Consider the following 20,624-nt stretch of genomic DNA (forward strand, 5'->3'; position numbering starts at 1 on the left):
CGCGTCACTTTCAGTGCGGCCAACCGGTGCCGGCAACGGACAAGACCACAAATGAGCCGATGCCCACGGCGTGCGGCGCCGCCGGCACGGTAAAATCCCTGTATTGGCATTCCGCCACGCAATCTGACGACCCGACCGGCCCGGTATCCATCCTTACCTTCGATCGATATCCGGCCGGCCAACCGGCGCCATCATGAGCCACGACATCAAGCCTACCGACAGCACCCCAGCCGCCTCCAACTTCCTGCGGAGCATCATCGACCAGGATCTCGCCGCCGGCACCTACGCCGGCCGCCAGGACAAGCAAGGCGAGCCGCTGCCGAGCGTCATCACCCGCTTCCCGCCGGAGCCCAACGGCTACCTGCATATCGGCCATGCCAAGAGCATCTGCCTGAACTTCGGGCTGGCGCGCGACTACGGCGGCCGCTGCCACCTGCGCTTCGATGACACCAATCCGGTCAAGGAAGACACCGAATACGTCGATTCGATCATCGACGCCGTGCACTGGCTCGGCTTTTCCTGGGACAGCGAAGGCAAGGACGGCCAGAAGCAGCCGCACCTGTACTACGCCAGCGACTACTTCGACCAGCTCTACGCCTTTGCCGAGACGCTGATCGAGCGCGGCGCCGCCTACGTGGACAGCCAGTCGGCCGAGCAGATCGCCGCCAGCCGCGGCAACTTCTCCGAGCCCGGCAAGCCCTCGCCCTACCGCGACCGCACCGTCGAGGAAAACCTGCAGCTGTTCCGCGACATGCGCGCCGACAAATACGGCGACGGCGAGCACGTGCTGCGCGCAAAGATCGACATGACCGCCCCCAACATCGTGATGCGCGACCCGGTGCTCTACCGCATCCGCCACGCGCATCACCACCGCACGGGCGACAAGTGGTGCATCTACCCGATGTACGACTTCACCCACTGCATCTCGGACGCGCTGGAGAATATTTCGCACTCGCTGTGCACGCTGGAGTTCGAGAACAACCGCCCGCTGTATGACTGGGTGCTGGAGCACCTGCGCGACGCCGGCGTGTTCCGCGACCCGCTGCCGCACCAGTATGAGTTCGCGCGCCTGAACCTGACCTACGCCATCACCAGCAAGCGCAGGCTCAAGCAACTGGTCGACGAGAACCGTGTCGATGGCTGGGACGACCCGCGCATGCCCACGCTGGTCGGCGTGCGCCGCCGCGGCTATACGCCGGAATCGATCCAGCTGTTCTGCGACCGCGTCGGCGTGGCCAAGGCCGACAGCTGGATCGACATGAGCACGCTCGAAGGCGCGGTGCGCGACGACCTGGACGGCCGGGCCGCGCGTGGCGTGGCCGTGCTGGACCCACTCAAGCTGATCATCGACAACTACCCCGAGGGCCAGAGCGAGGAGTGCTCGGCCCCGGTCCATCCGAAGAAGCCGGAACTGGGCAAGCGTGTGTTCCCGCTGTCGCGCGAACTGTGGATCGAGCGCGAGGACTTCAACGAGACCCCGCCCAAGGGCTATTTCCGCCTGTTCCCGGGCAACAAGGTGCGGCTGAAGTACGGCTACGTGATCGAGTGCACCAGCGTGGACAAGGACGCTGACGGCAACGTCGTCGCCGTGCATGCCAACTACCTGCCCGACACCAAGAGCGGCACGCCGGGCGCGGACAGCGTCAAGGTCAAGGGCGTGATCCACTGGGTCAGCGCCGCGCATGGCTACGAGGCCGAGGTGCGCCTGTACGACCGCCTGTTCAACGACCCCAACCCGGACGCCGGCGGCAAGAACTTCCTGGACGCGCTCAACCCCGATTCCAAGAAGGTGGTCACCGCCTACCTGGAGCCGGGCCTGCGCGAGGCGCAGCCGGAAGACCGCTTCCAGTTCGAGCGCCACGGCTACTTCGTTGCCGACCGCAATGATTCGCGGCCGGGCAAGCCGGTCTTCAACCGCATCGTCGGGTTGAAGGACAGCTGGGGCAAGTGATGAGCAAGGCAATTCCGGTACAGACCATCACCTTCCCGCTCGAGGGCGAATTCATCGCCCTCAACGACCTGCTCAAGCTGGCTGGCGTGTGCGACAGCGGCGGCGCCGGCAAGGCGCTGGTCGCTGCCGGCGAAGTCTCGGTGGACGGCGCGCCCGAATCGCGCAAGACTGCGAAGATTCGCGCCGGGCAGGTGGTAGGCCTGGCGGGCATCGAGATACGCGTGGTCGCCGCCTGATCGCGCTACGGCCGCGGCGGCCGACCCGGCTGCTGCGGCACTGCAACGGAAAGGACCGAAACCATGCCGATCGCGTTCTGGTGCGTCTTGCTGGCCGGCGTGCTGCCGCTCGCCACGGTAGCCATCGCCAAGGCCAGCGCGCCCGGTTTCGACAACCATGACCCGCGTGGCTGGCTCGACAAGCAGTCCGGGCGCGCACGGCGCGCCGACATGGCGCACCGCAACCATTTCGAGGCCTTCCCCTTCTTCGCTGCGGCAGTGCTCACCGCCAGCTCCCTGCAGGCGCCGCAGGCGCGCATCGACGAACTGTCGATGGTCTTCATCCTCACCCGCATCCTCTACACCGTGTGCTACCTGACCGACCGGGCCACGCTGCGCACGCTGTGCTGGACCATCGGGTACCTGTCGGTGGTGGGGATTTTCCTGCTGCCGGTGTTCGTGCACTGAGTCATGACGACACCCGCTCGTCTGCTGGCCGCCGTTGCGATCGCCATGCTGGGCAGCGCGGGCGCCAGCGCCGCGCCGGTGGAATACACGCTGGACCCAGTCCACACCTCCGTCTATTTCGGCGCCAGCCATTTCGAGCGCAGCTCGGTGCGCGGGCGCTTCGGCAAGATCGACGGCCGCATCGTCTACGACGCCGACAGCGGCGCCGGCGCGCTCGACGTGACCGTCGACCTGGCCTCGGTCGACACCGGCAATCGCACACTCGACGGCGTGCTGCGTTCAGCACAATTCTTCGATATCGCGCAGTTTCCCCTGGCGCGGCTGCGCGCCGATCGCTTTATCAGCGAAGGCGGCCGGCTCGTGGCGGTGGAAGGCGAGCTGAGCCTGCACGGCGTCACCCGTCCGGTCCGGTTGCAGGCCGAGCGCTTCCGCTGCGGCGAGATCACGCTGTTCGGCGTGGCACGGCAGGTGTGCGGCGGCGACTTCCGCGCCGAAGTGCCGCGCAGTGCCTTCGGCATGACCCGCTTCCTGCCCGACGCGGGCGACATCGTGACGCTCCATGTGTCGGTCGAGGCATCGCCGGCGGCCAGCCCCGCGCGCTAGCCCTACGCGTCACCTGCCGGACAGATTTCTCTTGTAGAATCAGCGCTTTGCCGAAATCCCTGCCACGCCCGCCGCGTGCGCGGCAACGCGAGACAGAGACCATGTTCGAGATCCAATCCGGCGACATCGTTGCGGCCGCCCTGGCCGCCGCTGGTGCCTGCCTGCTGTGCAGCATTCCGGGCGATTTCCTGCGCCGCTTCCCGCTGTGGGCGGTGCGCACCTATGGCCGCGGCGCCCTGCTGATGCCGTTCCTGGCCATGATGGTCGGCACATGGCTGTTCCGCCTCGGCGTGGCCGGCCAGCTCGATACCGATGCCGGCCAGGCGCTGGTGGTGGCAGCCGGCTTCCTGACCACGCTGCTGCTGTCGGCGCTGCTGCGCTTTTACCTGAAGGAATACCGCAAGCGGTAGAAGATCATCACATCTCTATCGCCCTGCCGGCAATCACCAGGCACACGCTGATGAGATGGGACATCAGCAGCACAACGACAACGGCTGCCGCCCGCCGGCCTAGCTTTTGGATCCATGTTTTCGCCGGCTTGACGTTAAGCGCACCAACAAATTGAATGCAACTTGCCACGCCGATGGACAATGCCACTATAGCAATACATAGTGCAACCATCACCGCGAAGCCTTTCGAATCGGGGAAGAACTCCTTGTAGTCCCGCGCTGTTAAGACGGCGGCCACAAACATCCATGCGACACCTCCCAAGTTTTGCGCTTGCGCCTGGATGAATGACAAGCTCAAGCCATGGTGCGGAACACCGAAGGCTCGATACATTCTCCTCTGCTGCGGCTTCATCGTGCAGAATGGTTTCGGCAATTGACGTCTGTGAGCCCGAAGGAGGCGACGTCGCTTCATTCCAGAACCATAGTTACCCTTCATAGAATTGTGACTTAGAGTGTTAGCATTATTGATCGCCCCGACGAGTCACGGTTATGAAGCACTCCCCTTCGATGTATTCGAAGAACATTATGTAGTCGTCGATTGTGTCGGGATGGCAGACTGCCATCCCATAGGCCCACGCACCCTAGCTGATTCGAAGCAACGACTCATCAAGCTCAAAGCCTTCATCGATTCCGAGCTTCTTCATAATAGCCGGGAGAACTTGATGAATTACCCTCATTCCAACCAGAAGTTCGTTCATATAGATATCAGGGTGTACGCGCGACTTATTAAATCCCAGACTTTCCGCCTCAGCTTCATGCCCGAGTACTTGGTGAGAGTCATAGACCAAATCAAGAAGCTCAGCTCGCAACGGAATTCCCTCCCGAAAAGCTCGTTCCTTAACGATATTGAGCCATTCGTCAAAGTTCTTCTTAGTTCGATATCTGAACTCTTTGCACTTCGGCGCAAACTTTTCCTCGACCTCAATCTTGCATGCCGCAAGGGCCATCAGAGACGACTCAATGTCACAAGCCGCTGTGTCTGTCAAACCTAGCTCCAGGTCTTCCATGAACTCTGAAACATAGGCCGCGTAAAAACCGTACACATCGTTAAGCGACCGATAAATTGCCGAGATGAGCGAGGAATATGGGTTCTTACAAATCAAATCCGAAAGCTCATGACCATCGATCTCATCGTAGTCGACATCCAACTCCTCGGGAAATTCTTTCGGAGGAACAACGCCCATCTCGCTAAGCGTATAGATAGTATCCGAGCACAGTAGCTCGTACTCGTCTTCCAACGGATAGGTGTTATATCCTGTTTCGGCGTTTTCCCGGACGACCTCTGCCAGATAACCTATAAGGTGTTCCCACTTTATGGCTTGATCGAGGGAGCCCGCCCAAAGCACAAACGAAGGATCCCGATCCCCGATGTTTGCTATCCCGCGGAGCTTCTTGTCCATTTCGCGCGACATGTGCTCGCCCCTTTTCCATTTGCTAATCTGGGCCGGTGAAACGCCGACGCGAACGGCTAGTTCCTTTTGGCTGCAGCCGAGGGTTTTCAACACCAACCGCACAAGTGCCTCAATATCCATTTCCGTAGTCTCCGGGCAGATGCCAAATCAAGTTTTGAGGACAATATCAAAAATTAAGTAACTTATCAAAAATCTTTAGTAAAGTTAATTATATGTGCTTCATAAGCTACTCGGAAGAAGGTCGTCAATTCTGGACTGATATCTGTACGCAATGGGGCTGGCGAACATGAGGCACTCGACGGTCGGCCAGGCGCCCAAGAGACGTCCCCGGCCAGCCCAGTGCCGGCTGACCCACTTTGCCCTGCCCACGCGCGCACGGCGGCGCCGCCGAATCGCGTATGATGCGGCCTTTCGCGATCCGCGCCGCCGCGCCGGACGCAGCTGCACACCTCACTTCATGGCGCTCAAGTCCACCATCTTCAAAGCCGAGCTGGCCGTCTCCGACATGGACCGGCCCTATTACGGCAGCCACAGCCTCACCATCGCCCAGCATCCGTCCGAGAATGACGCTCGCATGATGGTGCGCGTGCTCGCCTTCGCCTGCGAAGCCACCGAGACGCTGGCCTTTACCCGCGGCCTGGACGACCCGGATGAGCCAGACCTGTGGGACAAGCGCCTGACCGGCGACATCGCCCACTGGGTCGAACTGGGCCAGCCCGACGAAGCGCGCCTGAAGCGCGCGGCTGCCCGCGCCGAGCGCGTGACCGTCTACACCTACAACGGCGCCAGCGCGCGCGAGTGGTGGAAAGGCATGGCGGGCAAGGCCGGCAAGCTGCGCAACGTCACCGTCTACAATGTCCCGACGGAAGCGGTCGACGCGCTCGCGGCGCTGGCTCAGCGCGCGATGCGTCTGTCGGTGACGATCCAGGATGGCGATATCTGGGTCGCCGATGACGACCGCAACGTGCAACTGCAACTGGACGTGCTGCAGCGCGCCCAGGATTGAACGAGGCGGCCACCGCCGCGCTCCCGATTCACCTCGACTGGTCCCTGCCAGTTTTCATCGGAAGGAAATCACCATGCAAACCACGCCCTCTGGCCTGCAATACGAAGACACCACCGTCGGCTCCGGCGCCGAAGCCACCGCCGGCAAGCACGTCACCGTGCACTACACCGGCTGGCTGTACGAGAACGGCCAGGCCGGCCGCAAGTTCGATTCGAGCAAGGACCGCAACGACCCGTTCGTGTTCCCGCTGGGCGCCGGCCACGTGATCCGCGGCTGGGACGAAGGCGTGCAGGGCATGAAGGTGGGCGGCGTGCGCCGCCTGGTGATCCCGGCCGACCTCGGCTATGGTGCGCGCGGTGCCGGCGGCGTGATCCCGCCGAACGCGACGCTGCTGTTTGAAGTGGAACTGCTGGCGGTCTGATCGCCGCCGCGTCGCTCCCGCGTGGGCGGGAGCGACAATATGAGGCGCGCGCCGCGCGCCTCAGTACCAGACTCAGAAACCGATGGCGGCATTGCCGACATCGACGCGGACCTTGTCGCGGTCCAGCAGCCGCGCCGCATGGCGCGCATAGTCCTGCGCCCAGGCAGGATCACTGGAAAAGCGCGATTCTCCGGAAAACTTGGCGACATTCAGGATCTTGTCGATCACCAGCACCTTGCCGACCGGGCTCGACGCCTGGCAATCCAGCTCGGTGTACTCCCGGTCGAACCAGCGCCACGCCGCATCCTCGCCGACCGCGGCCAGCTCGTCCGTGCCGATCGTGAAGTCATACTCCTTGCCGCTGCCGAACACCACCGTAAGCGTACGCGCCATCGCAGGTTCCTCCTGGTCGGATTGAAGCTCCCATTGTAAAGACTGCCTGCCACCGCGGGCCAGCAAAACGCCCCGGGCTGACCGCGGACAAGCGTGCGTGGGCACGCAACCATCCCGGCATCACGCCGGGTGGCAAGACCGCCACGCGCCGGCGACCGTTGCCTAACGCCCACACCGATGCCGCCGGCTCAGACATTTCCGGGGAAAACTGGCACTTGTGTCATTTCCCCCACCTGCCCGGGACGCTGCTTTGATTTATGCTTGCAGCATGGCCATTACGCGACAGGACCTCGAATCCGACCGGCTGCGCACCTCGCTGTGCAGTACCCCGGTCGCGTCCTCGCTGTTGCCCGAGCACGTGCTGGAGCAGTCCCTCTGCGACGCCCTGGCCTGCAAGCCCGACGATCCCACGCTTGGCGGCGATGTCTGGGTATTCGGCTATGGCTCCCTGATCTGGAACCCGATGGTGGTGCACACCGAGCGCCGGCGCGCGACCGTGCATGGCTACCACCGCGGCTTCTACCTCTACTCCCGCATCAACCGCGGCACCTGGGACAACCCGGGGCTGGTGCTGGGCCTGGATCGCGGCGGTTGCTGCCACGGCATGGTGTTCCGGATCCCAAGCCACGTGGTCGAGCAGGAATTCCGCGTGCTGTGGCGCCGCGAGATGCTGACGGGCGCGTACCACCCGCGCTGGCTGCGTATCCGCACCGGCGCCGATGGCCATGGCGATGGCGACGCGGGGCCGGAGCAACGCGCCCTGGCCTTCGTCATGAACCGCGCGCACGAGTCCTATGCCGGCCGGCTGCCGGACACCAGCGTGGTCGAGCGGCTGCGCCACGCCGCCGGACTGTACGGCCCGGCGCGCGAATACCTGCAGCAAACCCTGCTGGGGCTGGCCACCAACGGCGTCGATGACCCCTACCTGGGCCGGCTGTGGCGTCAGCTCCAGGCGGACGATGCCGCCGATGCCGAAAGTGCCGCCATCAAGGCTGGCACCGCCGGCATCCGCACGGACAACACCCCGCCCTTGCCGGCCCTGCCTCGCGAAACCGTCTGAGCCCAGGAGCTCCCGCCATGACGCGCCCCGCCGCCCGCAGCCGCAGACAAGCTCTCAATGAGATGCTGGGCCTGATGGGCTTGCTGGTCGGGGGCAGCTTGCTGGCGGCGCAGGGCGGCCAGACTTTGGCCGCACGGCCCGCGGCCGGCGCGGCCAGCAAGCCCGGCGCCGCGCGGCCGCGCAGCACGGCGCGTGCACCGCTGCGCAGTGAAGGCCTGAGCGCACTCGACCGCAATCTGATCACCGCCGCCAGCATCGGCGACCAGGACTTGGTGGCACGCCTGCTGGCCGCAGGCGCCACCGCGCGCGCAGCCGACGAACGCGGGCGCAGCGCGCTGCTGGCCGCCGTGCAGAGCCGCCACGTCGATGTTGCGCGGATGCTGATGATGGCCGGCGCGGACGTGAACCACAAGGACGCCGACGCCAACAGTCCCTTCCTGCTGGCCGCTGCCAGTGGCCAGGCCGAGATCGTCCGTCTGGCGCTGGCCCATGGCGCGGACCTGGCCAGCACCGACCGCTACGACGGCACCGCGCTGATCGGCGCGAGCCAGCAGGGCCATGTGGAAGTGGTGAAGCTGCTGCTGAAAGCGGGCATTGCCGTCGACCACGTCAACAACCTCGGCTGGACGGCACTGCTGGAGGCGGTGGTGCTCGGCGATGGCAGCACGCGCTACGAGGAAACGGTGCAGCTGCTGCTGGATGCCGGCGCCGACGCCAACCTGGCCGACCGCGAAGGCGTGACGCCGACCCGCCACGCCCGCGAGCGGGGGTACAAGACCATGGTGAAGATGCTGATGCGGGTGCGGGGGCATTAAGCCCTTGCCCCGGGGCGGTTCGCATGCCAATTGGGTGCTCCCTCTCCCGCGCGCGGGAGAGGGTTGGGGTGAGGGCCGGGGGCCGGCCGGAGCCACCATGCTGGAGAAAACCGTTGGCCTTGCTTTTTGTGGTTCCTCGCTAATCCACCCCTCACCCCGGCCCTCTCCCCGTGAGGGGAGAGGGAGAACACCTTGCTGAGGCTAGTTCGAGCGGCTTTGGTGCACCCGAAACCGTTGGCTTCGTTTTTCGTCCTAGACGCCCGCCCGCGCGTTCTCGCTCTCCTGCAGCTGCCGCCACATCACCTTGCCAGTCCCCGACTTGGGCAGCGCGTCCACGAACTCCACCACCCGCGGGTACTTGTACGCGGCCATGTTTTCCTTGGCCCAATCGATGATCTCGTCCGGCGTGGTCTTCCCCTTCGCATGGGCGCGCAGCACCACCACCGCCTTGACGGTCTCGCCCCGGTACGGGTCGCGCGTGCCGATGATGCAGGCCTCCTGCACGTCCGGATGCTTGTACAGCAGGTTCTCCACTTCGGCCGGCCACACCTTGAACCCCGACGCGTTGATCATGCGCTTGAGGCGGTCGGTGATGAAGTAGTAGCCCTCCTCGTCCATGCGCCCCAGGTCGCCGGTGCGGAAAAAGGTCTTGCCCTCGAACTCGATGAATGACTCGCGCGTGGCGTCTTCCTTGCCCCAGTAGCCCTTGAAGACCTGCGGGCCGCTGACGATGATCTCGCCGATCTCGTTGGGCGGCAGCTCCTTGAGCGTGACCGGGTCGATCACGCGCGCGTCGGTGTTGAAGGTCGGCACGCCCAGGCACTGCAGCTTGGGCCGGTCCGACGGGTTGCTGTGCGTCGGCGCCATGGTCTCGGACAGGCCGTAGCCCTCAAGGTAATGCAGCCCGAACTGCTCGCGCAGGCGCTCGGCCACGGCCTGCGGCATGGCCGCGCCGCCACCGCCGATGTAGCGCAGGCTCGACAGGTCGAACTGCGCCAGGTTGGGGCTGGCCAGGAAGTCGATCACCATGGTCGGGATATTGGTCCAGTGCGTGACCTGGTAGCGCGAGATCAGGCGGCCGGCCACTTCGCGGTCCCAGCGCGGCAGCATCACCACGGTGGCGCCGCTGTAGATCGGGCCGTTCATGCCGTACTGCATGCCGGTGACGTGGAAGAGGGGCAGCACCGACAGGATCACCGACTCGGCGCCCGAGCCCGACCAGGTAGCACCGCCAACGATGTTGTGCATGACCGAGCGGTGCGTATGGATGCAGCCCTTGGGAAAGCCGGTGGTGCCTGAGGTGTATGGCATCACGGCCATGTCGTCAGGTCCGGCGGTATGCGGCCCCGGCTGCAGGCCGGCGCCCAGCGCCTCGGCCCATGGGGTCGCGCCGGCGGGCAGCGCGTGCGGGGTGGTCAGCCAAGCGGGCGGCGCGTCTTCAGGGTGCTCGTGCGCGGGCGGCAGCGCGTCGGCGTACTGCGTCACCAGCAGGTGCTGCAGGCGCTCGGCCGGCGCCAGTTCCGCCACGGCCTGATCCACGCCGGCGGCCAGGTCGGCCGTGCAGATCGCCACGCGCGCCTGCGCATCGGTGACGTAGTGCTTGAATTCCTCGGCGCGGTTCATCGGGTTGACCGGCACCACCACCGCGTCGGCGCGCAGGATCGCGTAGTAGCTGACGATGAACTGCGGGCAATTCTGCATGTACAGCAGCACCCGGTCGCCCTTCTTCACTCCCGCCTTCTGCTGCAGCCAGCCGGCCAGCGCGGTGGCCTGCGCTTCCAGCTCGCGGAAGATGATGGCGTTGCCGAAATAGCGGATCGCCGCCTTGTCCGCATAGCGGAGCGCCGACACTTCCAGGTTGTACCAGAGCGACGTCTCGGGCAGCACGATGGCGGTCGGCAAGCGCTTTGGCCAGAACTGGAAATGCGGGCGAGCTGGATTCTGCATGAAACGTCTCCTGTGCGTCGGTCTTGGACCGGGTCTGTCGGTATGGTCAAAGACTATAACTGAACGATCGTTCTATTTTCAACCAATGACTTTCCCGAACGCCGGTTTGCGGCGGCTGCGCGCAGCGGTTGTATTTGGCGCCTTCGCCCTCACAATAGAGCGACCTACGCCTCTTTCCTGGATTGTTCATGAGCGACGTCAACCTGCAGAATTTCGAGACCGAAGTGATCGACGCCTCGCACCAGGCGCCAGTCCTGGTCGATTTCTGGGCACCCTGGTGCGGCCCCTGCCGCACGCTGGGCCCGATGCTGGAACGGCTGGAGGCGGAAGCGGAAGGCCGCTGGAAACTGGTCAAGGTCAATGTCGACGAGAACCAGGAGCTGGCCGCGCATTTCGGCGTGCGCAGCATCCCCCATGTGGTGGCGATCGCTGACGGTCAGGCCGTGGACCAGTTCATCGGCGTGCTGCCGGAGTCGGGGCTGCGCGAGTTCCTGGGCCGGCTGGCACCGGGCCAGGCCAAGTCACCGCTGGCCGAGGCGCAGGAACTTGCCGCCGCCGGCAACCGCGACGGCGCCGAGACCCTGTTCGCCGACGCGATTGCCGCGGATCCGGAATCCGACACTGCGCGGCTGGCCTATATCGGCTTCCTGCTGGACGGCAATGCCATCGACCGGGCCCGGGCTGAATTCGCCGCGCTGTCGCCGCGCGCCGAGCAGGAAGATGGCTACGGCGCACTGCGCACGCGCATCGAAGCCATGGAAAACGCCGCCGGACTGCCCGACGAGGCCACCCTTGCCGGCCGCATCGACGCCGATCCGCGCGACCTCGCGGCACGACGGGACCTGGCGCGGCTGATGATCGCACGCCAGCAATACGAGCCGGCGCTGGAACAACTGCTGGCGATCGTGCGCACCGACCGCGGCTTCGAGGACGATATCGGCCGCAAGACCATGCTGTCGGTATTCGAGATGCTGGCCGACCGGCCCGATGTGGTGTCGCGCTGGCGCCGCCAGCTGAGCACGTCGTTGAACTGAGCGGAGAGACAATCGCCATGTCCGCGCCCCGCCTGATCGATTTCAAGTCCGAACCCGTCCCGACCCACGACCGCCCACGGCCCGACCGGCTGGTGTCGGGCAACCCCGACCGCACCACCTGGACTCACTACAGCGCCGAACACGGCGATTTCGATTGCGGCATCTGGGCCTGTGAGCCTGGCGCGTGGCGCATCGCCTTTCCGGCAGGCAAGGAAGAGTTCTTCCATGTGATCAGCGGCCGCCTCCGCATCAGCGACGACGCGGGCGAGGCCCGCGAATTCGGCCCGGGCGATGCCTGCGTGATCCCGGCGGGCTTCACCGGCCTGTTCCAGGTGCTGGAGCCGGTGCGCAAGGTTTTCGTAGTGATCGACCGCGACGCGGCGCGGCCTGTCTGAGCCCGGCGGGCTTCGACGGGCTCGGGCGAGCTTCAGGCCGCCGCGGCCGGCCCTTCCACCAGCGTGAAGCCGTTCTCGCGCATATGCTCGACCATCATCGCGTCCATCGACTTGACGTGATGGTCGAACCAGCCTGACAGCTCGGAAACCAGCCGGCGGCCCAGCCCGAATTCGCCGTCGGCATGGACCTTGTCGCGCACGGCTACGGCCACGGCCAGCACCTGCTTGTGCTCGCCCGCGTGGCAATGGCGCGGGCCAAAGCCCATCGCCTCCATCCACTGTTCTTCCTGCGCGAAATGGTGGCGCGTATGGTCGATCCACTCGTCCATGGCGGCCAGGAAGCCGGCATCCTCGGCACTGGCCACGGCGGCCAGCAGTTGCACGAACTCGGCATGGGTGGCATCGGTGACCGGTTCGCCGAGATGGAGGTCTTCGGGCAGGCCGGCGGAGGAGAGCTGGTCTTTGGCGTCCATGGGGAGCGGCGGCAATCGTGGGAAACAGCAAGGATACCGAATCGCCGCGGCCCGGACCTGATCTCGCGCAAGCCGGGCGGGTATGCTGTGGGGTATGCGCTCCGCGCGCCACGTCTATCGCTCATGCCACGCCTGATCTTCTTCTGCGGCCACGCCGGCACCGGCAAGACCAGCCTCGCCCACCGCCTGATCGGTCCGCTGATGCAGGCCACCGGCGAGCCCTTCTGCCTGCTCGACAAGGACACGCTGTACGGCCGCTACAGTGCCGCGGCCATGGCCGCCATCACCGGCGACCCCAACGACCGCGACAGCCTGGCCTACCTTGACCACCTGCGCGATCCCGAATACCAGGGCCTGCTCGATACCGCGCGGGAAAACCTGGCACTGGGCATCAGCGTGCTGGTGATCGGCCCGCTGTCGCGCGAGATTCGCGCCCACCTGCTGAACGATCCGGAATGGCTGCAGGTGCCGCAAGGCACCACTGTCCGCATCGTCTGGGTACACCTCCCGGAAGACGAGGCGCACGCGCGCATCATCCGGCGCGGCAACCCTAACGACGCCTACAAGCTGAAGCACTGGGACGCGTACCGCACGCGGCGCTTCATGCCGACCGCGGACGAATATCCCGAGCTGATCTTCTTCGACAACCTGGCGCCGGGCGAGGCCGAGGTCGACGGCCTGCTGCGCGCGTTGAGCGCCTGAACGTTGCGCGCCTGATCGTTCTGCAACCTTAGCCGCGCGCGATCGCGCCGATCGCCGCCGACGCCGCCACGAAGCCGAACACGGCGGTCACCGCCACCGACGAGCCGAAGCCCGCACAAGCCAGCCCCTGCGGCCCGTTCGCAGGCGGATGGCCGGCATGCCCATCGTGCGGCGGCGCCTCGTCGATCTCGCAGGCCTGCTGCTCGGGCTCCGGATACTGCAGCGGTTCGTCGGAATACACCGCGGCAATGCCGAACTTTTTCCTGGGGTCGCGGGTGAAACCCCACTGTTTGCGCAGCCCGGCGCGCACCTTGGCCAGCAGCGGGTCCTGGATCGTCCGCGCGAGGTCGTCGATGCGCACGCGCGTGGGATCGAGCTGGCCGCCGGCGCCGCCGCAGGTAATCACCGGCACGCCCTGGCGCCGCGCCCAGCCCAGCATTTCGGTCTTGACCCGCACCGCGTCGATGGCGTCGATCACATAGTCATAGCCAGCGCCGAGCATCGCGGGCACGTTGTCGACGGTGACGAAGTCGTCGAGCTGCGTCACCCGGCAGCGCGGATTGATGGCGACGATGCGCTCGGCCATGGCCTCGACCTTGGCGCGCCCGTAGGCTTCGCCCAGGGCATGGATCTGCCGGTTGGTGTTGGACAGTGCGATATGGTCGAGGTCGATCAGCGTGATGCTGCCGACCGCGTTGCGCGCCAGCGCCTCGGCGGCCCAGCTGCCCACGCCGCCGATGCCGACCACGCACACATGGGCCGCCTCCAGCCGCGCCAGCCCGGCGGCGCCATATAGCCGCGCGACGCCGCCGAAGCGGCGGTGGTAGTCGTCGTCGGCCGGGCTTTCGTGGGTCAGCGGCTCGGGCAGGCCAGGCAGATGACCGGGGAGGTCGCCAGGCAAGGGGTGTGCGGCATCGTTCATGCTGAGGGTTCGGAGCGTGGGGACGAGGCGGCCGCGGCCGGGGCTGCGCCGGGAGAAAAATCCGGCATTATCCGGCGGCGATGTCAGCCAATCCCCGACAAAGACGGGAAGCGCGCAACTATACAATAGACCTGCAGTGGTCCGTTCGCCGCCTCACGCAAGCCCATGCAAGCCCAGGCAAGCCTTTGGGGCCGGCCGGTACCAGCGGACCTGTCCCGCCATAGAGGAGCCCGCGTCATGCCCGTGCGCCGCAAGGTCGTCCTGTGGAGTGTGCTGACGCCGATCGCGCTGATCGCGCTGCTGGTGGTCCTGTTCCTGACCTTCGACTGGAACCGCGTCAAGCCCTGGCTCAACGACAAGGTTTCCGAGGCCATCGGGCGTCCCTTTGCCATCAACGGCGACCTTGTCGTGACCTGGCGTCGCGGCGAGGGCGAGACCGGCTGGCATACGCTGGTGCCGTGGCCGCGCTTGTCGGCACGCGACATCACCATCGCCAATACCGACTGGGCCAGCCAACCCCACCTCGCCACCGTACGCGAACTGATCTTCGTACTGCGCCCGATCCCGCTACTGGCGCACCAGATCGCCGTGCCCACTATCGTCGTCGACAGCCCGGCGGTATGGCTGGAGCGGCTGGCCGATTCGCGCAACAACTGGACGCTCGAGTTCGGCCCCAAGAAAGGCCCGTCGAAATGGGAGCTGGATATTGGCGAGGTAGTACTGGCGCGCGGCAACCTGGCGCTGTCCGACCAGTTGAAGAAGATCGAGTTGCAGGCCCAGCTCGACACGATCGGCGACAACCCGCTCTATGACAAGGCGCGCGACGGCGCGCTGGTCGGGCCGCAGGCGTCTGCCGTGCCGCCCGGGCCGCCCGCCAGCGCGGCGGCGGCATCCGCGCCGTCTGCCCCATCCGCCTCAGCCCCCTCTGCATCGGGGCCGCCCGCCTCGGCCTCCGCCGGCAACGACCGCTATGGCTTGCGCTGGAAAGCCACCGGCCGCTACAACGATGCCACCATCAATGCCAGCGGCAAGGCTGGCACCGTGCTGAGCTTGCGCAATACCAATGTGCCCTTCCCGTTCCTGGCCGATGTGCGCGTGGGCACCACCCGCGCGGTCATCGAAGGCACCGTGACCAACCCCGCCCACCTGGCCGCGGTCGACGTCCACCTGACGCTGGCCGGCGACAGCATGGCCAAGCTGTATGCGCTCACAGGCGTGGTGCTGCCGTCTACCCCGCCTTATGAAACCCGCGGCCGGCTGATGGCCACGCTGCGCAAGGAAGGCTCGATCTACGAGTACCAGAAATTCACTGGCCGTGTCGGTGGCAGCGACCTGTCCGGCACGCTGACCTTCACCAAGCGCGAGCCGCGCCCGCTGCTGGCCGGCACCCTGCTGTCGAACCAGCTGCGCTTCGTCGACCTGGCGCCGCTGATCGGCGCCGACGCCAAGCCCGGGCGCCCGGCCAAGGACAGCGCGGTGCGGCAACCACCCGACAAGGCACTGCCGGTGGCGCCGTTCCGTACCGAACGCTGGGACGAGATCGATGCCGACGTCCACTTTACCGGCAAGCGCATCATCCGCGACGCGGAGCTGCCCATCACCAACCTGGTCACGCACCTGAAGATGCAGGACGGCGTGCTGCTGCTCGATCCGCTCAACTTCGGCGTAGCCGGCGGCAACCTGGTGTCGACCGTGCGCCTGGACGGCAAGCGCGAGCCGATGGGCGCGGTGGTCGACATGACCGCGCGCCATATGAAACTCAAGCAGCTGTTTCCCACGGTCGACCTGATGCGCGCCAGCATCGGTGAGCTGAACGGCAGCGCCAGGCTGTCGGCCACCGGCAATTCGGTCGGGGCGCTGCTGGGATCGTCCAACGGCGAGGCCAAGCTGCTGGTGGAGAACGGCACGGTCAGCAAGTTCATCCTGGAAGCGATCGGCCTGAACGTTGGCAGCCTCGTCATCAACAAGCTGTTCGGCGACAAGCCGGTGCAGATCAACTGCGGCGTCAGCGACTTTGCCTTTACCGACGGCATCGCCCGCGCTCGCACCTTCGTGCTGGATACCGACGATGCAGTCATCGAGACCACCGGCGGCATCGACCTGCGCAACGAGCGGCTGGCACTGACCATCCACCCGGACTCCAAGGGCCTGCGCATCTTTTCCCTGCGCTCGCCGCTGTACGTGGGCGGAACCATGAAGAAGCCGACCGTCAGCCCTGACATCGGTGTGCTGGCGCTACGCGCCGGCGGCGCGCTGTCGCTGGCGTTGCTCGCGCCGGTCGCCACCGCGGTGCTGCCGCTGGTGGACCTGTCGCCCGGCGGCGACAGCAACAAATGCGCCGCACTGCTGGCTGACCTGCGCAAGCGCCCGGTCGCGCCGCCTCCCGGCAAGACCTATAGGGATCCCAAGGCAGGCGGCACTGCGGGCATGACCGCCGGCAAGCCGATCCCGAAGGAAACCCCCGGCACCGCCGCACAGGCCGAGGCGCAGGCCGGCCGCCCCGCACGTCCGGCCGAGCGCGAAGTGCGCAAGCCAGTGGGCCCGGACAACGACGCGACGCTGTACAAGGGCGGTTGAGCCGACGGGCACTCCCGGCGCCTCGCCGGGAGTGTCGCCACGTGGCGACATGTCTTCCATTGTCTGAAGCGTAACCGCAACACTTCCGCCAGCTGCGACATCCCATCTCAGATTGCCGTTGTAACTCGCCCACATGCGGCGCATAATTAAACGGCCATTTACAAGAAACTTAAGCATGGCAAGCATCGGATGCGATGCGGGCTCGCCCGTTCGCATCTTTCGGAAGGCGCGGCTGCGGCCGCCCTTTGTTTCCGTTTTGCTGCCCGCCTCGGCATGGCCGCCGGCCACCCGCGAGCGCGGTCCCACGACACCACTCGTCCGCCCCCATGTCGCTGCCGCACGCCGCCGTCCCGCCGATCACCTGGCTGATCGCGCTGACGGTGTGCAACCACGTGGCATTCAACGCCAGCCGCGTGGTGGTGTCGCTGTTCGCGATTTCCCTCAAGGCTTCCACCGTCACGCTCGGCGTGCTGATGTCGCTGTATGCGCTGCTGCCGATGTTGCTGGCCATCCGCGCCGGCAAGCGCATCGATGAGATTGGCCCGCGCAAGCCGATGACTGCCGGCTCGCTGATGGTAGTGGCCGGCACGCTGCTGCCCGCGGTGTGGCATGCACTGGATGCGCTGTACCTGTCGTGCGCGCTGATCGGCGTGGGCTTCATGCTGGTCCAGGTGGCAATGCAGCTGCTGATCGGCCAGATCTCGACCAACGACACACGGCTGCGCAACTACACCTGGCACGCGCTCGGGCTGTCGGTGTCGGGCACCCTGGGACCGGTGGCGATGGGCTATGTCATCGAGCATGCCGGCTTCCGGCCCGCCTTTGCTGTGCTGGTCGCGGTGGCGCTGGTCGGCCAGGCCGGCCTGCAGTGGGTGCGCCCGCGGCTGCCGGCGCAGGGGGGCAATGCCGGCCGCATCGCTATCGAGGACGGCAGCCGCCGTTCCACGCTGGACCTGCTGCAGCATCCCGAGTTGCGCGCCGTCTTTATCGCCAGCGCGGTGTTGTCGGCGGCCTGGGACCTGCATGCCTTCCTGATCCCGATCCAGGGCTCGCGCGTCGGGCTGTCGCCCTCGTCGATCGGCTGGGTGCTGGGCGCCTTTGCCATGGCGACCCTGCTCATCCGCGTGGCGATGCCGGTGGTGTCGCGCCGCCTGTCGGAGTGGAAGATCATCCGCACCGCACTGCTGGTGGGCGCGCTGGCCTACCTGGTCTACCCGTTCGTCACGCACTTCTGGCTGATGTGCGGGCTGGCCTTCGTCCTCGGGCTGGCGCTGGGCAGTGCGCAGCCCAATGTCATGAACATCCTGCACACCGTGTCACCGCATGGACGCGCCGGCGAGGCGCTGGGCCTGCGGTCGGCGGTGCTCAATACCAGCCAGGTGGTGTGGCCGCTGACCTTCGGCGTGGTCGGCACGGCGCTCGGCATGCTGCCGATCTTCCTGTCGATGGCCGGGGCAATGGGCGTGGCCGGCTACTACTCGCGGCGCCAGGGACGCAGGGCGCTGCCACCGGCGTAGACCACCGGCGCGCGCCCCTGCCCGTTGTGGCGCGGCCGGCACGCCTTGGCGGCGCGCAAATGCGCCCCCCGAAGCATTCGCTATACTCGAATCAGCCGGACCTGCGCCCTCGCCCCCGGGCTCGCCGCGCATCCCGACCGATTCTCTGATGATTGCGACATGACTCAACTCGCCGACCTCCGCCGTACCTATGTCCTGGGCTCGCTGTCCGAAACAGACGTGGCCCCCGACCCGATGAGCCAGTTCAAGCGCTGGTTCGACGAGGCGGTCACGGCCAAGCTGCCCGAACCCAATGCCATGACGCTGGCCACCGTCGGCGCCGATGGCCAGCCCTCCGCGCGCATCGTACTGCTCAAGGGCATCGACGACCGCGGCTTCACCTTCTTCACCAACTACGAGAGCCGCAAGGGGTTGGACCTGGCGGCAAACCCGCGCGCCGCGCTGCTGTTCCACTGGGTGCAGCTGGAGCGCCAGGTGCGCGTGGAAGGCATTGTCGAAAAAGTTGCCGACGACGAGAGCGATGCCTATTTCGCCTCGCGCCCCCTCGGCTCGCGCGTGGGCGCGTGGGCTTCCGAACAAAGCCGCGAAGTGCCCGGGCGCAACGTGCTGGAGCAGCGCGAGCTGGAATACCGCAGCAAGTTCGGCGACAACCCGCCGCGCCCGCCGCACTGGGGCGGCTACCGGTTGGTGCCGACCGCACTGGAGTTCTGGCAGGGGCGTCCGTCGCGCCTGCATGACCGTATTGTGTATCGCGTTCACCCGGGCGGCGCCTGGCAGATCGTGCGCCTGTCGCCCTGACGCGCTGGACGCGGGGGTCCGAAAGGGTCTGTCCCGGGGCCTTCACGAGGGTGCGCTGCACTGCCCGCAGAATTCGACTAAAGTGTGACTGGCGTCGCTTGGTGATTATATGCAAGCGCTCGCGACGGACTCGGGTCAAGGCTCGGGGCAGTACCTGCCGTGCCCAGAGAATCTGGTCGAGCGTGTGCCGCAACCATCGGGAGGTAAAGCGCATGTTTTTCAAGCAAGCCCTGGAAAAGCAACTCGACAACTGGATCGCCGACCTGCGTGACAATGCCAATCTGCCGGTCTGCTTGCGCCTGTGGAATGGCACCGAATATGCCCTTGGCCATTTCGACAAGCCGCAGGTCACGCTGACCGTGCGCGAGGCCGCGGCACTGCCGCTGCTGCTGACGCCAAGCCTGGACAACCTGGGCGAGGCCTACGTGCAGGGCAAGATCGACTTTGACGGCAGGCTGGCCGACATCATCAAGGTCGGCTACGGCCTGTCGGCGGCCGCCAAGCGGCGGGCCGGCGGCGCGCTGGCCAAGGTGGCGCACCACTTCTCGCACACCAAGCAGGAAGACAAGAAGTCGATCCAGTATCACTACGACGTCTCCAACGACTTCTACAAGCTCTGGCTCGATCCCAACATGGTGTATTCGTGCGCCTATTTCGAGAACGGCGACGAGGACCTGGCCACCGCGCAGTTGAAGAAGATCGACCATATCCTGACCAAGATCCGGCTGCAGCCCGGGCAGACGCTGCTGGATATCGGCTGCGGCTGGGGCGCGCTGGTGCTGCGCGCCGCGCAGAAATACGGGGCGCGCTGCGTGGGCATCACGCTGTCGCAGAACCAGTTCGACCTGGCCAGCGAGCGCGTCAAGGCGGCAGGGCTGTCCGACCGCATCGAGATCCGGCTGCAGGATTACCGCGACACCACCGGCACCTTCGACCGCATCACCAGCGTCGGCATGTTCGAGCACGTGGGCAAGGACAACCTGATCGGGTATTTCCGCCGCATGCACGATCTGCTGGCCGATGACGGCTACGCGATGAACCACGGCATCACCTCGCCCGATCCCGACAACGGCCAGACGCCGATGGACGGCGCCGAGTTCATGGACCGCTACGTGTTCCCGCAAGGAGAACTGCCGCACATCGGGCTGGTGCTGAAGACATTGGAGCAAGGCGGCCTGGAAGCGTTCGACGTGGAACTGCTGCGCCGCCACTACGCGCAGACGCTGCGCCATTGGGCCGATAATTTCGAGGCGAAGGGCGATACCATCCGCGATATGGTTGGCGAGAAGAAGTACCGCATCTGGCGCGTGTACCTGGCCGGCTGCTCTCATGCCTTCGAGACCGACAAGATGTCGATCTACCAGGTGGTCTGCCACAAGGCCGGGATGTCGTCGGGCACGGTGCCGTGGTCGCGCCGCTATATCTATGAGCAGCCCATCGGGCGCAACGACTGAACGATACCGAAC

General features: G+C 66.0%; 22 protein-coding genes. 16 read left to right on the forward strand and 6 right to left on the reverse strand.

All coding sequences use genetic code 11. The annotated features are described in order from the left end of the window. Window positions 1-193 precede the first annotated feature (193 nt). From ACIP1U_RS04070 to ACIP1U_RS04090, 5 genes are all read left to right on the forward strand, one after another. Window positions 194-1,951 carry a glutamine--tRNA ligase/YqeY domain fusion protein gene (locus tag ACIP1U_RS04070; protein ID WP_400312111.1) on the forward strand — a complete coding sequence of 586 codons (1,758 nt, stop codon included), beginning with the start codon at window positions 194-196 and terminating at the stop codon, window positions 1,949-1,951. Further along, window positions 1,951-2,187 (forward strand): RNA-binding S4 domain-containing protein, encoded by a 237-nt coding sequence (locus ACIP1U_RS04075; RefSeq protein WP_400312113.1) that lies wholly within the window; start codon window positions 1,951-1,953, stop codon window positions 2,185-2,187. The genes ACIP1U_RS04070 and ACIP1U_RS04075 overlap by 1 nt, the downstream gene beginning before the upstream one ends. Before the next feature lie 63 nt (window positions 2,188-2,250). Further along, window positions 2,251-2,634 carry an MAPEG family protein gene (locus tag ACIP1U_RS04080; protein WP_400312115.1) on the forward strand — a complete coding sequence of 128 codons (384 nt, stop codon included), beginning with the start codon at window positions 2,251-2,253 and terminating at the stop codon, window positions 2,632-2,634. Window positions 2,635-2,637: 3 nt separating this feature from the next. Continuing rightward, window positions 2,638-3,237 (forward strand): YceI family protein, encoded by a 600-nt coding sequence (locus tag ACIP1U_RS04085; protein ID WP_400312117.1) that lies wholly within the window; start codon window positions 2,638-2,640, stop codon window positions 3,235-3,237. Between the two features lie 101 nt (window positions 3,238-3,338). Then, the gene (locus ACIP1U_RS04090) at window positions 3,339-3,647 is read left to right on the forward strand and encodes a hypothetical protein (protein ID WP_400312119.1); all 309 of its coding nucleotides are present in this window, start codon (window positions 3,339-3,341) and stop codon (window positions 3,645-3,647) included. A gap of 7 nt (window positions 3,648-3,654) precedes the next feature. On the opposite strand, the gene ACIP1U_RS04095 is transcribed toward ACIP1U_RS04090, so the two are convergent. Both ACIP1U_RS04095 and ACIP1U_RS04100 read right to left on the reverse strand, forming a co-directional pair. After that, the gene (locus ACIP1U_RS04095; RefSeq protein WP_400312120.1) at window positions 3,655-4,017 is read right to left on the reverse strand and encodes a hypothetical protein; all 363 of its coding nucleotides are present in this window, start codon (window positions 4,015-4,017) and stop codon (window positions 3,655-3,657) included. Window positions 4,018-4,267: 250 nt separating this feature from the next. Continuing rightward, complete coding sequence (locus ACIP1U_RS04100) at window positions 4,268-5,218, reverse strand: helix-turn-helix domain-containing protein (RefSeq protein WP_400312122.1); 951 nt, start codon at window positions 5,216-5,218, stop codon at window positions 4,268-4,270. A 337-nt stretch (window positions 5,219-5,555) separates the two neighbouring features. On the opposite strand from ACIP1U_RS04100, the gene ACIP1U_RS04105 reads away from it, so the two are divergent. Next, the gene (locus ACIP1U_RS04105) at window positions 5,556-6,104 is read left to right on the forward strand and encodes a YaeQ family protein (protein WP_400312124.1); all 549 of its coding nucleotides are present in this window, start codon (window positions 5,556-5,558) and stop codon (window positions 6,102-6,104) included. Window positions 6,105-6,177: 73 nt separating this feature from the next. After that, complete coding sequence (locus ACIP1U_RS04110; RefSeq protein ID WP_018008195.1) at window positions 6,178-6,525, forward strand: FKBP-type peptidyl-prolyl cis-trans isomerase; 348 nt, start codon at window positions 6,178-6,180, stop codon at window positions 6,523-6,525. 72 nt (window positions 6,526-6,597) lie between these two features. Here ACIP1U_RS04110 and ACIP1U_RS04115 read toward each other — a convergent pair whose 3' ends face one another. Beyond that, window positions 6,598-6,918: a hypothetical protein gene (locus ACIP1U_RS04115; protein WP_400312128.1), complete on the reverse strand. Its 321-nt coding sequence runs from the start codon at window positions 6,916-6,918 to the stop codon at window positions 6,598-6,600. Between the two features lie 268 nt (window positions 6,919-7,186). On the opposite strand from ACIP1U_RS04115, the gene ACIP1U_RS04120 reads away from it, so the two are divergent. Both ACIP1U_RS04120 and ACIP1U_RS04125 read left to right on the forward strand, forming a co-directional pair. Then, window positions 7,187-7,978, forward strand: a complete 792-nt coding sequence (locus ACIP1U_RS04120; RefSeq protein ID WP_400312130.1) for a gamma-glutamylcyclotransferase — start codon at window positions 7,187-7,189, stop codon at window positions 7,976-7,978. A 17-nt stretch (window positions 7,979-7,995) separates the two neighbouring features. Continuing rightward, complete coding sequence (locus tag ACIP1U_RS04125) at window positions 7,996-8,793, forward strand: ankyrin repeat domain-containing protein (protein ID WP_400312132.1); 798 nt, start codon at window positions 7,996-7,998, stop codon at window positions 8,791-8,793. A 252-nt stretch (window positions 8,794-9,045) separates the two neighbouring features. On the opposite strand, the gene ACIP1U_RS04130 is transcribed toward ACIP1U_RS04125, so the two are convergent. Continuing rightward, complete coding sequence (locus ACIP1U_RS04130; protein ID WP_400312134.1) at window positions 9,046-10,740, reverse strand: long-chain fatty acid--CoA ligase; 1,695 nt, start codon at window positions 10,738-10,740, stop codon at window positions 9,046-9,048. 188 nt (window positions 10,741-10,928) lie between these two features. Between ACIP1U_RS04130 and trxA the strand changes: the two genes are divergently transcribed. Beyond that, the gene (trxA, locus tag ACIP1U_RS04135; RefSeq protein WP_400312136.1) at window positions 10,929-11,774 is read left to right on the forward strand and encodes a thioredoxin; all 846 of its coding nucleotides are present in this window, start codon (window positions 10,929-10,931) and stop codon (window positions 11,772-11,774) included. Between the two features lie 17 nt (window positions 11,775-11,791). Continuing rightward, window positions 11,792-12,169, forward strand: a complete 378-nt coding sequence (locus tag ACIP1U_RS04140) for a cupin domain-containing protein (RefSeq protein ID WP_400312138.1) — start codon at window positions 11,792-11,794, stop codon at window positions 12,167-12,169. Between the two features lie 32 nt (window positions 12,170-12,201). Here ACIP1U_RS04140 and ACIP1U_RS04145 read toward each other — a convergent pair whose 3' ends face one another. After that, window positions 12,202-12,642 (reverse strand): bacteriohemerythrin, encoded by a 441-nt coding sequence (locus ACIP1U_RS04145; RefSeq protein WP_400312140.1) that lies wholly within the window; start codon window positions 12,640-12,642, stop codon window positions 12,202-12,204. Window positions 12,643-12,765: 123 nt separating this feature from the next. On the opposite strand from ACIP1U_RS04145, the gene ACIP1U_RS04150 reads away from it, so the two are divergent. After that, on the forward strand, window positions 12,766-13,344 hold the full coding sequence (locus ACIP1U_RS04150; protein ID WP_400312142.1) for an AAA family ATPase: 579 nt from the start codon (window positions 12,766-12,768) through the stop codon (window positions 13,342-13,344). 28 nt (window positions 13,345-13,372) lie between these two features. Here the strand turns inward: ACIP1U_RS04150 and tcdA are convergent, their stop codons facing one another. After that, complete coding sequence (gene tcdA / locus ACIP1U_RS04155; protein ID WP_400312144.1) at window positions 13,373-14,266, reverse strand: tRNA cyclic N6-threonylcarbamoyladenosine(37) synthase TcdA; 894 nt, start codon at window positions 14,264-14,266, stop codon at window positions 13,373-13,375. A gap of 237 nt (window positions 14,267-14,503) precedes the next feature. On the opposite strand from tcdA, the gene ACIP1U_RS04160 reads away from it, so the two are divergent. The 4 genes from ACIP1U_RS04160 to ACIP1U_RS04175 all read left to right on the forward strand — a co-directional run bounded on the left by ACIP1U_RS04160 (window position 14,504) and on the right by ACIP1U_RS04175 (window position 20,612). Further along, on the forward strand, window positions 14,504-16,843 hold the full coding sequence (locus tag ACIP1U_RS04160) for an AsmA family protein (protein ID WP_400312146.1): 2,340 nt from the start codon (window positions 14,504-14,506) through the stop codon (window positions 16,841-16,843). A gap of 326 nt (window positions 16,844-17,169) precedes the next feature. Continuing rightward, on the forward strand, window positions 17,170-18,360 hold the full coding sequence (locus ACIP1U_RS04165; protein ID WP_400312148.1) for an MFS transporter: 1,191 nt from the start codon (window positions 17,170-17,172) through the stop codon (window positions 18,358-18,360). A 159-nt stretch (window positions 18,361-18,519) separates the two neighbouring features. Further along, complete coding sequence (pdxH, locus tag ACIP1U_RS04170; RefSeq protein ID WP_400312149.1) at window positions 18,520-19,158, forward strand: pyridoxamine 5'-phosphate oxidase; 639 nt, start codon at window positions 18,520-18,522, stop codon at window positions 19,156-19,158. Window positions 19,159-19,370: 212 nt separating this feature from the next. Continuing rightward, window positions 19,371-20,612, forward strand: coding sequence for a class I SAM-dependent methyltransferase (locus tag ACIP1U_RS04175; RefSeq protein WP_400312151.1), 1,242 nt, complete (start codon window positions 19,371-19,373; stop codon window positions 20,610-20,612). Window positions 20,613-20,624 lie beyond the last annotated feature (12 nt).

It is taken from the genome of Cupriavidus sp. NPDC089707 (assembly GCF_044748965.1).
In the GTDB taxonomy this organism is placed as follows: Bacteria; Pseudomonadota; Gammaproteobacteria; order Burkholderiales; family Burkholderiaceae; genus Cupriavidus.